General features: G+C 69.9%; 12 protein-coding genes. 5 read left to right on the forward strand and 7 right to left on the reverse strand.

The window, feature by feature from the left end; all coding sequences use genetic code 11:
- Nucleotides 1–46: 46 nt before the first annotated feature.
- On the reverse strand, nt 47–469 hold the full coding sequence (locus OG519_RS31930; protein WP_405593143.1) for a cold-shock protein: 423 nt from the start codon (nt 467–469) through the stop codon (nt 47–49).
- Nucleotides 470–1111: 642 nt separating this feature from the next.
- Here OG519_RS31930 and OG519_RS31935 point away from each other — a divergent pair.
- The 4 genes from OG519_RS31935 (at nt 1112) to OG519_RS31950 (ending at nt 6649) form a co-directional block, all read left to right on the forward strand.
- Nucleotides 1112–1966, forward strand: coding sequence for a phosphotransferase family protein (locus tag OG519_RS31935; protein ID WP_405591387.1), 855 nt, complete (start codon nt 1112–1114; stop codon nt 1964–1966).
- 549 nt (nt 1967–2515) lie between these two features.
- Nucleotides 2516–3901, forward strand: coding sequence for a glycoside hydrolase family 76 protein (locus OG519_RS31940; RefSeq protein WP_405591389.1), 1386 nt, complete (start codon nt 2516–2518; stop codon nt 3899–3901).
- A 19-nt stretch (nt 3902–3920) separates the two neighbouring features.
- Nucleotides 3921–4976, forward strand: coding sequence for a hypothetical protein (locus OG519_RS31945; RefSeq protein WP_405591392.1), 1056 nt, complete (start codon nt 3921–3923; stop codon nt 4974–4976).
- Entirely contained in the window at nt 4895–6649 is a 1755-nt protein-coding gene (locus OG519_RS31950) for a lectin (protein WP_405591395.1), read from the forward strand. Before OG519_RS31945 ends, OG519_RS31950 begins: the two co-directional genes overlap by 82 nt.
- A 56-nt stretch (nt 6650–6705) precedes the next feature.
- Here the strand turns inward: OG519_RS31950 and OG519_RS31955 are convergent, their stop codons facing one another.
- The 6 genes from OG519_RS31955 to OG519_RS31980 form a co-directional block, all read right to left on the reverse strand.
- Nucleotides 6706–6951 carry a DUF6480 family protein gene (locus OG519_RS31955; protein ID WP_405591397.1) on the reverse strand — a complete coding sequence of 82 codons (246 nt, stop codon included), beginning with the start codon at nt 6949–6951 and terminating at the stop codon, nt 6706–6708.
- A gap of 142 nt (nt 6952–7093) precedes the next feature.
- Nucleotides 7094–8293 carry an MFS transporter gene (locus OG519_RS31960; RefSeq protein WP_405593145.1) on the reverse strand — a complete coding sequence of 400 codons (1200 nt, stop codon included), beginning with the start codon at nt 8291–8293 and terminating at the stop codon, nt 7094–7096.
- A 5-nt stretch (nt 8294–8298) separates the two neighbouring features.
- Nucleotides 8299–8868, reverse strand: coding sequence for a GNAT family N-acetyltransferase (locus tag OG519_RS31965; RefSeq protein ID WP_405591399.1), 570 nt, complete (start codon nt 8866–8868; stop codon nt 8299–8301).
- Nucleotides 8869–10089, reverse strand: a complete 1221-nt coding sequence (locus OG519_RS31970) for a type III PLP-dependent enzyme (protein WP_405591402.1) — start codon at nt 10087–10089, stop codon at nt 8869–8871.
- Nucleotides 10090–10115: 26 nt separating this feature from the next.
- Nucleotides 10116–11432, reverse strand: coding sequence for a DUF6271 family protein (locus OG519_RS31975; RefSeq protein WP_405591404.1), 1317 nt, complete (start codon nt 11430–11432; stop codon nt 10116–10118).
- Nucleotides 11414–12475: a phytanoyl-CoA dioxygenase family protein gene (locus OG519_RS31980; RefSeq protein ID WP_405591407.1), complete on the reverse strand. Its 1062-nt coding sequence runs from the start codon at nt 12473–12475 to the stop codon at nt 11414–11416. Before OG519_RS31980 ends, OG519_RS31975 begins: the two co-directional genes overlap by 19 nt.
- A gap of 640 nt (nt 12476–13115) precedes the next feature.
- Between OG519_RS31980 and OG519_RS31985 the strand changes: the two genes are divergently transcribed.
- Nucleotides 13116–14627, forward strand: coding sequence for a glycoside hydrolase family 3 protein (locus tag OG519_RS31985; protein ID WP_405591409.1), 1512 nt, complete (start codon nt 13116–13118; stop codon nt 14625–14627).
- The last annotated feature ends 58 nt before the right edge of the window (nt 14628–14685 follow it).

The following is a 14685-nucleotide window of genomic DNA, read 5'->3' on the forward strand; positions in this document are numbered from 1 at the left end:
AGGGATGGCCAAGGGACGGCCAAGGAAGACGCGGGCCCGGCGTGCGTCAGCCCTCGGTCCAGCCGTGCCGCTTCGCGCTCTGGGCGAGGCTCGCCCGCGCGCTCAGGATCTCGCCGCCGGTGAGCGAGGGCGCCGCCTGAAGCAGCAGCTCGGTCACTTCCCTGAGGTACTCGTCGGCGGTGAGCACATCGCACATCACCTCGCTGTCGGCCATCGGCCGCGGCGACACCGGCGCGGTGAAACCCTTGCCGCCGGCGTCATGGGCCAGCCGGACGGACGACGCCTTGGGACCGCGGTCGCCCTCCTCGATCTCGAACTCGACAGCGAGACCCTGGCGGACCTGCTCCTCGCCGAAGAGCATGTCGTTCACATGCAGGAACACGTCCTCGCCACCGGTGTCCGGAGCGATGAACCCATAACCCCGCGCACTGTCGAACCGGACCACTCGACCGACAACCGTCACAACCACCACCACCGCCTCGGAGCGGGCCCCATGCCCGAAAACCTCGGGCAATATTAGCTCTCCACCTCAGGCGATCAAGTTCGAGGGACATTTCGACCATCGACGTCAACGGGTAAGGATCTGTCCGGTCTTTCACCTTGTCGGCCTCGAACGTGCGCGGTTCGGAGTGCGTATCTGGCGATTCGGGTGCGGCGAGGCGTCGCCAGAGGGCCCCTCGCGGGGCTCGTACTGCCCCTGCGATTCGTTGCCGTCTCCCGCCGTGTCGTGGTTGCTCGCGTTGACTTTGCGGTCGGCGGTGCCCCCGGGGGCCCGCGCTCAGCTACGGCGCGCCGCGGGTCGTCACCGGCCGGGCGGCGGGGCTGTTTGCTGTCGTTGCCGGGCCACCGACCGGCGGTGGGTTGCTCACGCGGTTCAAGGCCACCGGCGATCCGGGCGAACGTGTCCTCGTGGGACCCCGCCGCATCGGCGCGAACTTCGCGCGGTCGGTGTTCGGCGCGGGCGGCCCCTTCGCCCCCACCGTCGGCTGACCGCGATCGCGCCCGGGAGGGGACCCGGTGCGCCATGGCGGCCCGATAATGTGAAGCGCCCGCAGCGGGCTCTGACGTACGTCGGGTGGGCCGGCCGGTTGGCCAAGAGGGAGGCAGGCACGTGAGCGACGAGGTTCCCGCCGAGTTGCTGGAGATCGTCGACGCGCTCATGCCGGGGATGTCGCTGGACGCCGCACGCCTGTCCGCCCACGGCAACCACCACCACGTCGTTCTGATCCCCGGTGTCGCGGCCGTACGGATCAGCCGGCGCCCGACCGCGGCTGAGACGCTGCCGCGCCGGATGGAAGCGCTGCGGGTCATCGCGGCATCCGGGCTGCCGTTCGCCGTTCCGGAACCGCTGACGCCGGTGACGATGTTCGGTGCCCGCGCCGCCGTCGCCGTCTCGTGGGTCGACGGCAGCGGACTGCCCGAGGGCGAGGGCGATCCCGCCGAGATCGGCGGGCTGCTCCGGGCGTTGCGGGAGCTTCCCCTCACCCCGGAGCTCGAAGCCGTGCTCGGCACCCCGGGCGGGCAGCCGAGCGGTCATGGGTGGGCCGACGTCCTGGCCGAGGACGTCGTCCCGCGGCTGCCCCGGCGATGGCGGGACGAGGGCCGGCGACGCCTCGACGAGGCCATCGCCCTGGAGCCGGTGCCGGCCTGTCTCGTCCACGGTGACCTCGGCGCCGAGAACGTCCACTGGAGCAAGGACGGGAAGCTGATCGGGGTGCTGGACTGGGACCTGGCCCAGCCGTTCGATCCGGCGATCGACGCGGCCTGCATGGCCTGGCACGGGTGGGAGAACGTCCGTCAGGCCGTCGACGGCGAGACCTACCGTCGCGCCCGGGTGTGGGACGAGACGTTCGGAGTCGAGCACCTCGTCGCGGTGCTCGCCGGCAGACCCCTGTCGAACGTCGACAGCTACGTGGACCACGTCGTCGCGTGGCTGGAGCGGTCCGCAGCCCGGCGGCTGCCCTAGGTGTATTGCCCGGTGAGGTTGGGGACGCGGTTGGCTGAGCCGCTGTCCCAGGCCACGCGCCCATGCGGCAGCATGCAGGGGCCGATCCCGCGGCGCAGTCATCGGATGATCCGAAGCGGCGGCCCCCGGTGCCCGGCCGAGCGTCCCACCCCGACCCGGCCCGCCGGACGATCCGCGCAACCCGCTGGTGAGACGGTGCCCGGCTCCGCGCCGATCCCGCCCGGCGGCTCCCGCTCAGCGGTGGCTTTTCCGCCGCCGCCGCACCCACGCCGCCCAGGACAGCGGGTGATGGCGAATGCGCCAAAAGCGACATTGGTCCGACTGCTTGTGGGGACCATTGACGTGCCCCGGCAGCCTGGCTAACTTCGCGGAGAGCGCTCTCCTCTGCTCTCCCGCCTCTCCCGCACCCTTTGCTCCTCCCGCACTCCTCGCTTCTCCTGCTCCTCCCCCACTCAAAAGGCGCCCCCACGCGTCCGAAGTTCTGGGAGTCCCCCCATGCGAGCACCCCGATCGATTGCCGCCGTTCTTCTCGCCCTTGGTCTGACAACGATGTCCATCGGCGCCGCCGACGGCGCCGTGACACCGGCCGCCGCGGCGGCGATCTGCAACAAGTACTGTGACACACGGGACCCCGCCCTCAGTCCCGGTGACCGGGTGCCGGTCACCGCCGCCCTCTCGTCGCGCACCCTCACCCTGCACATCGACGACACCGACGCGATGGGCTGGGCCTCGATCGGCAACGGCGCGGCCGGCGACGAGGTGTGGCTCGACCGTTCCATGGACGGCGGCCGGACCTGGAGCAACGGCAGCAAACTCGGTGACACCGTCGTGCCCGCCGGGCAGGGCGGCTGGCGCACCCTGATGTACAACGTGGACGACTGGAACAACCTGGGCGTCGGCGCGCTGCGCGCCTGCGGTCAGGTGAGCGGCGCCATCGCGTGCACGCCCTGGGCCCGCACCACCTGGAACGCCTGGAGCCGGAGCACGGCCGCCGCCACCGCGCTGATGATGTCCTACGACCGCACCACCAAGCTCTTCGGCGGCAACGGCTGGTGGACCGGCGCCAACGCGCTGACCGCCGTCATCGACAACGCCCGGATCAGCGGCATGCCCAGCTACGAGTACGCCATCGGCCAGACCTACGACGCCAACCTCGGCGCCCAGGAGGGCAACTTCACCAACAACTACCTGGACGACACCGGCTGGTGGGGCCTCGCCTGGGTGGACGCCTACGACCTGACCGGCGACAGCCGCTACCTTGCCACCGCCAGGACCGACGCGGACCACATGTTCGCGTACTGGGACGGTACGTGCGGCGGCGGCGTCCGGTGGGCCGAGGACAGTACGTACAAGAACGCGATCACCAACGAGCTGTTCCTCCAGCTGACCGCGGCGCTGCACAACCGCCTGCCGGGCGACACCACGTATCTGACCCGCGCCAGGAACGAGTGGAACTGGTTCCAGCAGAGCGGGATGATCAACGGCGACCACATGGTCAACGACGGCCTCAACGCCTCGTGCGCCAACAACGGCCAGCCCACCTGGACCTACAACCAGGGGGTGGTCCTCGGCGGGTTGACCGAGCTCTACCGGGCGACCGGTGACTCCGGTCTGCTGACGACCGCCCGCACCCTGGCCGGCGCCTCCACCACCAGGCTGTCGACCAACGGAGTGCTGCGCGAGCCGGGCGAGGGCGACGGCTGCACCGGTGACGGGCCGTCGTTCAAGGGCGCCTACGTCCGGGGGCTCGGCCGGCTCAACTCCCAACTGACCGACCACCCCTACGCCGCCACGCTCACCACCTGGGCCAACAGCGCCTACGCCCACGACCGCAACGCCCTGGACCAGTACGGCCCGCACTGGGCCGGCGGCAGCGGCGCCAGCGACTACGGCTGCCAGCAGAGCGTGCTGGACCTCCTCAACGCCGCCGGCTGACCGGTCCGGAAGCGGCCCGGTGCCGCCGAGCCGGGCGCGCGGCAACGTCACACCCGCCCTCGCGGCCGGCAAACCGGCCCTGGTGTCCTCCCCGGCCACCGTGGTGAACCCGTTCATCGGCACCTCGAACCAGGCGGACGACTTCCCCGGCGCGGATGTCCCGTTCGGCATGGTGCAGTGGAGCCCGGACACCCCCTCCCGGCCGGACGGCGGGGGTTATGAGTACAAGGACTCGTCCATCACCGGCTTCAGCCTCACCCATCTCGCCGGCCCCGGCTGCGGCGCCGGCGGTGACGTGCCGGTCCTGCCGACCGTCGGGGCGGTCAACACCGGCGCCACCGACGCCTTCTCGCACAGCAACGAGTCGGCGTCCGCGGGCTCGTACAAGGTCGCGCTCAACAACCAGGTGACCACCGAACTGACCACCACGACCCGCAGCGGCATGGCCCGCTTCACCCTTCCCTCGTCCACCCAGGCCAACCTGATCTTCAAGCTGCCGGGCAGTCAGAGTGGCGCGAGCGCGACGCAGTTCACCCGCGTCTCCAGCACCGAGGTCAGCGGCCAGGCGACCAGCGGCCACTTCTGCGGCGCGGGGAACACCTACACCGTCTACTTCGACATGGTCTTCGACCAGCCGTTCACCGCCCAGGGCGCGGCCGCCGCGAAGACCGCGGGCACACCCGTCGCGAAGCCCGCGAAGCACCTCTCGAAGAACGCCGCGGAGACACCCAACAAGCCGCGGCTGCACGGGAAGACGCCACCCGCGACCGCCTCGAAGAGCGCCTCCGCCGGGGCCGTCACGCCGGACGCGGCGGCCTCCAGCGGCTATGTCACCTTCAACACCACCGCCAACCCGGTCGTCCAGGCCAAGGTGGGCATCTCCTACGTCTCCACCGCCAACGCGGTCGCCAACCGCGCCGCGGAGAAACCCGGCTGGAACTTCGACGCCACCCGCAGCGCGGCGCAGAGCGGTTGGAACACCCTGCTCGGCCGGTGGGGATCGCCGGCGGCACCACCGCGCAGCAGCAGAGCTTCTACACCGCGCTCTACCACTCGCTGCTGCACCCGAACGTGATCAGCGACACCAACGGCCAGTACTACGCCTTCGACGGCACGACACACACCGTCGATTCAGGACACAACGCGGCCTACGCCAACTACTCCGGCTGGGACATCTACCGTTCCCAGGCCCAGTTGGAGGCCCTGGTCGGTCCGCAGGCCGCGTCGGACACCGCCCAGTCCATGGTCGACGACTACGCCCAGACCGGCCTGTTCCCCAAATGGTCGGAGAACAACGGCGAGTCGTATGTGATGGTCGGCGACCCCGCGGACGCGATCCTCGCCGACTACCGGGCCTTCGGCGCCACCGCCTTCGACCGCGCGACCGCGCTGACCGACATGGTGGCCGAGGCCGGCCGGGCCAACAGCGACCGGCCAGGACTCAACTACCTGAACACCCCGGGATACATGCCGCACGACGGAAGCTACGGCTGCTGCAACTTCTACGGACCGGTGGCCACCACCCTGGAGTACGACACCGCCGACTTCGCCGTCTCCGCCTTCGCCGGGGCGCTCGGTGACACCGGCGACCAGCAGACCTATCTCAACCGTTCGCAGGACTGGCGCAACGTACTGAACCCGGCCTCGGGATTCGTCGAGCCCCGCAACGCCTCCGGTGCCTGGACCGGCGGCTTCGACCCGACCAGCGGCACCGACATGGTCGAGGCCGACTCCTGGATCTACACCGGCATGGTGCCCTTCGACCTGGCCGGGCTGGCCCGCGCCAAAGGCGGCGCCACCGCGATGAACCACTACCTGGACACCACCCTGCGCAGCTTCACCGGCGCAAGTGGCTACGCGTGGGTCGGCAACGAGCCGAGCATCGAACTGCCCTGGGAGTACGACTACACCGGCGAACCGTACAAGACCCAGGGCACCGTCCGGGCGATCCAGGACCAGATCTGGGCCGCGACCCCGGGCGGCCTCGCGGACGGCAACGACGACCTCGGCGCGATGAGCGCCTGGTACGTGTGGTCCGCCCTCGGCATGTATCCCGAGACACCGGGGACCTCCGATCTGGCACTCGGCTCACCGCTGTTCACCCAGGCCGTCGTCACCCTGCCCTCGGGCAACACCCTGACGATCAACGGCAACGGCGCCGCGGACAACGCACCGTATGTGCAGTCGGCCGGCTGGAACGGATCGGCGTGGAACAACGCCTACGCCCCCACCTCGGCCATTACCTCCGGCGGCACCCTCAGCTACACCCTCGGCACCAGCGCCAACACCTCCTGGGCGGCCGCCCCGGCCGCCGCCCCGCCGTCCTACGCCGGCAACGCGGCTCCGCCGCCCGCACCGCGGGTCGGTCCGGTCAAGTCCGCGGTGGCGACCGGGGTGTGTCTCGATGACGCCAACTCCGCCACCGGCGACAACAACCCCGTCCGGATCTTCGGCTGCAACGCCACCTACGCCCAGGACTGGACGATCGCCACCGACGGCACCCTGCGGACCCTCGGCAAGTGCCTGGACGTCACCAAGAGCGGCACCACCAACGGCACCTTGGTCGAACTGTTCACCTGCAACGGGACCGGCGCCCAGCAGTGGACCGCCGGGGCGGACGGTTCACTGGTCAACCCCGGGTCCGGGCTGTGCCTGGACGATCCGAACTCCTCCACCACCCAGGGCACCCAGGTGCAGCTCTACACCTGCAACGGGTCGAGCGCGCAGAAGTGGAGCCTGCCGTCCTGACCGGCCCGCACGCTCCCCGGCCGGACCACCGGCCGGGGAGCCGGGCATCCGGCGGATCAGACCATCAGTTCGATCGCCCGGCCGAGCAGCCCGGCGAGAAACACCGCGACCACCACCAGGATCAAGGTGAGCGGCACCGGGCCCCAGCCCCGGCTGAGCGACTTGCGCTCCGGGGCGTCCAGGCAGGACACCCCCGACTCGGCGGGCGGGGTCTGGCCGGGCCGCTGCAGAGCGTCCTCCGGGACACTCAGCCCTTCGTCCGCCAGGTGGGGATTGTCGGGCCTGGGACGGGCGGTCGCCATGGCGGTCCTCCGATCGTGCGGCTGGATGTGAGGTACATGAGCCCTTCGGGTACCCATTCCGCATGCCGGGAAGCGCCGGCGATGACAGCCGGCCCGGTGACCCCCGCCCCGCCCGACGCGGGGTCCGGTACGAACACGCTGGTCAGGCCGTGGTCCAGCGGATCTGGGAACCGCACACGGAGACGAGAACGGCAGCGGCGGCGACCGCGCTCAGGCCCCACACCAGTCCACTGGCGTTGGCTATGAAACCGATGATCGGCGGTCCCGCCAGCAGACCCGTCGTGCCCATGGTCGCGACCAGGGTCAGCGCGTCCGAGCCCTGCGCGGCCGCCGCCACGTAGACACACGGAGTCACCGCGGCGATACCCAGACCGACACAGGCGAACCCGATCAGGGCCGGCACCACCCCGCCGCTCAGCAGGGCGAGCGCCAGGCCGAGCCCGGCCACCGCACTGCCCACCCGGACCACCCGTCCGTCACCCCAGCGGCTCCGCCAGCGGTCGGCGAAGACGCGGGCCAGCACCATCATGACCGAGACGACCGCGATGCCCATCGGGGCCAGCTCCGCCGACGCCTTGGCGACATCCCGCAGGTAGATGGCGGACCAGTCGTTCATGGCGCCCTCGGTGACCGTGCCAAAGGCCATGGCGCCGCCCATCCACAGCGTCATACGTGTCGGCACGGTCCATCTGCCGCGGCTCTTCCGCACCTCACCGGGCTCCCGCACCTCACCGGATACGGCCGCCTCGGCCGCCTCCGCCACCTCGGCGGGCCGGTCCTCCCGCAGCAGCCCGGGCCGCGCGTAGCCGGCCAGCAGCAGCAGGATGACGGCGGCCACCGCGAAATGCACCGCCATGGTCGAGGTCAGCGCGTTCATCCCGGAGGCGAGCAGGGCCGCGCCCAGCGAACCGCCGCTGAACGTCGCGTGCAGCTTGCCCATGGCATTGCGCTGGTGCTTGGCCTCCAGCGCCGCCCCCTGAGCGTTCATGGCGACGTTCAGGCCCCCGACGAGCACCCCGTCACAGAGCATGATCAGCAGCGCGACCGGGTAGTCCGGCGCCTCGGCCAGCACGACGAGCACCATCGCGAGCCCGAGCGCGGAGAAGAGCGAGAGGCGCCGGGAGCCGAGCCGCCTCATCAACATGGCCACCAGCGGGAAGGACACCACCGCCCCCACCCCGGTGGCCATCAGCAGCAGACCCACCTCGGCCGCGCTCAGACCCAGGTGTGCCTTGATCGTCGGGAGCCGCGATGCCCAGGTGGCGTACTGGAAACCCAGCGAGCTGAACAGGGCGGCGATCGCCACCTGTTCCCGCCGGAAGGGATCGTGGACGCGGAACATGTGCATCAGCCCTCTTCGTGTTGCGATGACGAACCGCGCGACCGAGCGCTGGTCGGCTCCGGCTGCCCGGCGCGGACCGCCCGCACCGGCCTGGACATGTACACCGAGTCCGTGCCGTAACTCCCGGCGCGGACGGCCTCGGGCCGTGCGACGAATCCGTTCGCCGCCCAGAAGACATCGCTGCCGCCGACGGCGACCAGCGAGATCCGCTCGTACCCGCTCGCCCCGGCGCTCGCGGCGAGCCGGTGGAGGAGACTCCGGCCCAGCCCCCTGCCGCGCAGATCCTCGGCGACGACGAGATCGTGCAGGTGCAGGTTGTCCGAACGGAAGACGGTCTCCTCCGTCCGGGTCAGATCCGGGTACGCGAACATCGGGTACGGCAGCGCCAGCAGATAGCCCGCCAGCCGCTCCTCGAAGAACAGCACGAAGCAGGTGTCGGGCGAGGCGCGCACCCTGGACTCCAGCACGGTCCGCTCCTCCGACAGCCCGAGCGGCTCGTAAGCGGCCGCTTCCAGCGCCACGATCGCCTCCCAGTCGGTGTCGGCGACGTGCCGTATCCGCGTGTCGTCGGGCATCTACCGCTCCCCTTGTCCTGGCAGGCACGAATAGGGGAGCGGGCTGAAGCCGTTGAACCCCCGCGTCATGTAACTGATCGCGTAGGCGCCGCTGGAGAGCACCCAGACCGGATCCCCCGACGCCACCCCCTTCGGCACCTTCACCAGGCCGTACTCGGGGGAGTAGGAGTCGTCGCTGTCACAGCTCGGGCCGGCCACGACCGCCGGCACCCGATCCGTGTCGTCGTGGGTGGGGAAGACCAGCGGATACTGCAACTCGTCCATCTCGTAGAGGCCGTTGAACTTCCCGCAGCTCAGATAGAGCCAGTACCGGGGTTCGCCGTCCGGGCCGCGCCGGGTGGTCAGCCGGGAGACACGTGCCCGGATGGCGCCGTGGTCCGCGACGAGGTGGCGCCCCGGCTCGATGACGAAGTCCAGCCGGTGCCCCGACACCTCGCGGCAGCGCTGCATCCCCTCCCGGATGACGGCGAACATCTTGTCGATCGGGGGGTCGAGCCGGTGGCCCCGCTTGTCGAGGTAACCGAAGGCCGGCAGGCCGCCGCCGAGGTTGACGTGGTCGAGCGTGATTCCTCGCCGGCCCATGAGTTCGAGGGCGTGCACAAGGTTGTCGAACACCCGCCGCCAGGCCTGCGCCGACATCTGCTGCGAACCGACGTGTACGGAGAGCCCGGCCGGTACCAGGCCCGTGTCCCGGGCCTGCTCCAGCACAACCACCGCTTCGTCGACCGAACAGCCGAACTTCTTGCTGAGGCCCCACAGCGCCCCCTGCCCGTCCGTGCTCAGCCGGCAGAAGACCCGGGCGCCCGGCGCGTGGACCGCGATCGCCGCCACGTCCTCCTGACTGTCGGTGGCGAAGACCCTGATACCGAGGCGGTGGGCCTCGGCGATGTCCTGGTCGGACTTGATCGTATTGCCGTAATGAATCCGGTCGACGGGCACACCGCAGGCGATCGCCTGCGCGATCTCCCGGGGGCTCGCCGCGTCGGCGCCGACGCCTTTCTTCGCCAGGCAGGTGATCACCTCGTCCACCGGACAGGCTTTCATGGCGAAGCGAACGGAGACGTCGGGGAGTTCCCGCAGCAGTGACGCACAGCGGGCTTCGATTCCGGCCAGATCGAAGATGATCCGGTCCTCCGTCGCGGCCGCGAGCGCGGTGTGCAGGGCGGTCTTCCGGTAGTTCTTCCCGTCGTCGGTGCGGTACTCGGCGCTCTCGGCGTTCATGATGTCTTCGTGCATGGTCGAGGAATTCAGTCGGGCTGCCGCTGGAACCGGAGACCGGTGGCTCTGCTCGCCCGGACCATCGGTGCCCACGCCTCGATCAACAACGCGAAGTCATTGATGTCCTGCCGTGCCTCGTCGAGCAGTTCACCACGGCGCGCGGCGATACTCTCGGCGAATTCGGCGTAGCGGCCGCCAAGCTTCCGATAGGAGCGGTCGAGGCTTTCCAGCCGCCGCACGTTCTCCGTCTGGTCAAGTCGCCCGCTCTCCCACACCATCTCGGTGACAGCGGAGATCCGCACCCGGTGCTGATCGTCGAGCAGGGCCGGGCCGGCCGCCGCCATCTCCCGGTAGATGAAATTGAAGTAGAGCATCGAGAGGAAGAACTTGGTGAACCGCAGATGGTATGCGGCGAATCCCGCGTCGGTTCGCCGCTCCTTCGTATAGAAGTTGACGATGTCACGGTTGTGCAGCACACCGGGCAAGGCGGCGTCGTGGACGAGATGGATGAGGAAGTAGTCGCTGCCGATGGTGTCGGTGGCCGGCGGCAGCGGCACCTGCTCCTGTACCTGGTGGAAAGCGATGTTGCACATGTCGACCCGCATGGGATCGACGAGGCCGAGCGTGGAATGGTCCCGGGTGAAGGGTGTGCTGCCGGCGCCGCGGAAGGACTCCGCCACCAGGGCCCGCTTCTCCGCCGCCGACCAGTCGGCGGGCGCCCACAGACCGACCACGTCCTCGTAGACGTCGCGGTCGAGTTCGTACATCTCCCCGATGTCCACCGACATCTCGCCCACGAAGGAACTGCCCACCATCACCACGGGCTTGTCCGCGTGCGCCCGGTCGAGCGCGACCTCGTGCACGCCGTCCGCCGCGTCGGCGGCGCGTTTGCCGAGCGACATCAGCTCGTGGTGGATGGGGAAGACCGGTGCCCCGTCCGCGCGTTGGTAGGTGCTGTCCGAATCGCGGCGATGGACGGACTCGCAGCCGAGCGCCGCCGCCATCAGGAAGGCCCGGTTGGTGCACGCGCCGTAGGAGACCCGCGACGGCAGCATGAGATCGACGAGCAGATCGGGCTTGGCGAGACCGGCCCGCCGGACCACCCGGCGCAGGAAATCGGCCTGCGCCGGCTCGTCGAGGTGGTGCACCCGCACGTTCGGCGCCGCGGGCAGCTCGCGGACGACCCGGGCGTGCTCGGCGAAGGCGGGCGGCTCTGCCGAGTCCAGCACGAGCAGATGGACCTCGACCCCGAAGTGCCCGGCGGCGTAGGCCGCTTCCTCGCCCACCGCGGCTATCGTCGTGGCGCACGGCCGGTTGGTGGGAAGCGTCAGACAGATCGCGCGCATGTCCGCTCTCCGGTCGACGGCTCCAGGTCCTTGCTCCAGGAGGAGAGGCCGAGCAGTTTGGCACCCAGATCGGTCAGTTCCGCGGTGCCGTACCGGAGGGACTCGTGCTTGTCGGCGTCACCGACCAGCGTGGCGTTCCAGTCCGGGGTGCTGAGGTTCCGCCATGACTCGACACGCGACTGCCGCAGTTCCTGGTGGGTCTCCAGGGCGGGCATCATCGAGAGGTACTGGACGGCGCGTACCCCGTCCGCCGAGGTGTTGGGCGCCACGCCATGCGCCAGCAGACCGTTCCAGATCAGCAGGTCACCGGCGTGCAGCTCCGGCCGGACCACGGGGAACTCGGCCCGGTCGATGGCCGGCCGGATCGGGTCGCGGCCCTCGGGCTGGAGCGCCCGCCATCGCTCGAAGCGGTGGAAGAGTTCGGGCGAGCACTGGAAGCCGCCCAGTTCCCGGGTGGTGTCGTTCAGCGCGATGATGCCCTGGACCCGCTGCGGCAGTACGCCGAGCGAGGTGTCGACATCCCAGTGGAGGTCGATGTCGAAGCCCCGCTCGGTGGGGGCGATCAGCGCCCGGTCGCGGTTCTTGACGTTGGGCGGGTTGAGGTTGAGCCGGTCCAGCGTCACCCAGAGCTCTTCGCAGTCCCAGACGTCGACGAAGGCGTCGTAGACCCGCTGCGCCTGCCGGCTGTCCCACATGAGCTGGTGGTGGTACGCCTCGACGAATCCGTAGATGTGCAGTTCCCGGTCGAGATCCGTACGGAACTCGCGCTCCTGATACCAGGTGTCGGGCCGGCCGGGATCGAGTCCCTGGAAGTCCCAGGTGAAATCGAGCAGGCGTTTCGCCGCCGCGGCGGGGATCGCCTCCTTCACCACGACATAACCGTAGGTCTGCCAGCGGGCGAAGTCCTCCTCGGTGAGCACCCGGAGTTTCTGTTCTTTACGGAGCTCCCGCAGTGGTGTCCTGGCGAGATAGGTGTCGGCGTCCGCGCTGAAATACGGGACGCTCGACGGGGCACGATGGAGATAACGGTCAGCCGCCGACATAGAAGTGCTCCAAGGCTTGAATCGTGCTGAACGCGGCGCGCCGAACGGGCGGGGAACCGCTGCCGCGCTGCGGTCAGCGCGCGTACGGAACCGTTGCGCGGTGCCGATATGTCGCGGTGGGTGCGGGAGTTGGCACACACAGCGATGGATTTCGGGCGAAGTGGGGAACGGACGGAACCGTTTCGCATACGGCGGTCGCGGGTCTTCGCGGATACGGCACCGGCTTCTTGCTCCCTTGCCCCTTGGGCTTGGCGTTCATGACAGCCCGTGGATCCGTGGACACTAAACGTGTCCTCATGTTCCGCCGGGCCAACTTGCTCATCCGCCAGGGGCAGTCCGCACACATCCCTTGCTGAACTCGCGTTCTTCTAAAATGGATTAGACCATCTGCACGTGTCAACCGGAGAGTTCATCAGACGGGCTCGTCAAGGCCGTCTCACAGGTTGCCCGTTGACGTACAGTCACAACTGTGTGGCTTGGGCGGAAGGTCGTGTCTTCCCGCCTTCGGCAGGTATGGACCCGACCTGGGCGGGGCGGGCGATCTTCTTGACACTGCGGATCGGGCTGAGCCAGTATCCATTGGTCTGTACCAAAGCGCCGTGTGATCGACAAGTCGACACTACCCGGAAGGCCCCAGCGGATGTCCTCCAGCACACACAGCAAGGAGCTGCGACGACTCGCGCTCTCCATCCTGCAACCGGGCTTTGTGGGCACCGAGGCGCCGGAGTGGGTGCTGCGTGACATCAGTGACGGCCTGTCATCCGTCGTACTCTTCGCCCGCAACATCGCCTCGCCCGAGCAGGTGGCCCGGCTGACCGCCCAACTGCGCTCCGAGAACCCGGCGTTGATCATCGCGATCGACGAGGAGGCGGGGGACGTCACCCGGATCGAGTCCTCGACCGGCTCCACCCGGCCGGGTAACTTCGCCCTCGGCGCCGTCGACGACGTCGAACTGACCGAGAAGGTCGCCCGTGATCTCGGCCGCCAGCTGCACGCCGCCGGGGTGAGCCTCAACTACGCGCCCAGCGTGGACGTCAACTCCAACCCCGACAACCCGATCATCGGGGTCAGGTCGTTCGGCGTCGACTCCGCCGTGGTCTCCCGGCACGCGGCGGGATGGATCCGCGGCCTCCAGTCGGCCGGGGTCGCCGCCTGCGCCAAGCACTTCCCCGGCCACGGCGATGTCGCCGTCGACTCCCACCACGGACTGCCGAGCTACGACGCCGACATCGAGGAGATCGCCGCCCAGGCCCTGCCGCCGTTCCGGGCGGCGCTGGCGGCCGGTGTACGCGCGGTGATGAGCGGCCATCTGCTGGTGCCCGCCTACGATCCGTACTACCCGGCGACCCTCAGTCACCGCATCCTCAACGACCTGCTCCGCAAGGAACTCGGCTTCGCCGGCCTGATCGTCACGGACGCCATCGAGATGGGCGCGGTGGCCGGTCAGTACGGTATCGACGGCGCCACGGTGAAGGCCGTGGTGGCCGGCGCCGACGCCATCTGCGTCGGCGGGGAGAACGCCGACGAGGGAACCGTCGCGCTGCTGACCGGCGCCCTGGCCGCCGCCGTGACCTCGGGAGAGCTTCTCGAAGCCCGGCTGGTGGAGGCGTCCGACCGGGTCAAGGCGCTGGCCGACTGGTCGACCGACCTGGCCGGGGCCGTGCCGGTCGACCCCGTCAACGGGGACATCGGCTTTGTCGCCGCCCGGCGCGCCGTCAAGGTGACCGGCCCGGTCCAGGACGTGCTGCCGCTCACCGCCGCGCCGCACGTGGTCGAGCTGGTGCCCTCGACCAATCTGGCCATCGGCAAGGAGACGCCGTGGGGTGTCGCCGTTCCGCTGCGGGAGCGGCTGCCCGGAACCACCTTCGTCCGGGTGCACCACCAGCAGTTCGAGAGCGGCCCCGCCGTCCTTGAGGAGTACGCGCTGGCGCCCGCCGCCGGGCGCCCGATGGTCGTCGTCGTCAGGGACGCCACCCGGAACAAGTGGATGGGCCGCGCCCTCGAAGACCTCGCCGCCGCGCGCCCTGACGCGATCGTGGTCGAGATGGGACTGCCCACCCCCTCCGCCCACGGCGCCGTCCAGATCTTCACCCACGGTGCGACCGCCGCCTCCGGTGTCGCCGCAGCCGAGGTGATCGCGGGCGGCCGGTAGCAGGTCGCAAGGAGCCGCTATGCCGCTACGTGGCTATGCGGTTATTCGGCTACGCGGC

Origin of the sequence: Streptomyces sp. NBC_01190 (assembly GCF_045039895.1) — a bacterium.
Taxonomy (GTDB): Bacteria; Actinomycetota; Actinomycetes; order Streptomycetales; family Streptomycetaceae; genus Actinacidiphila.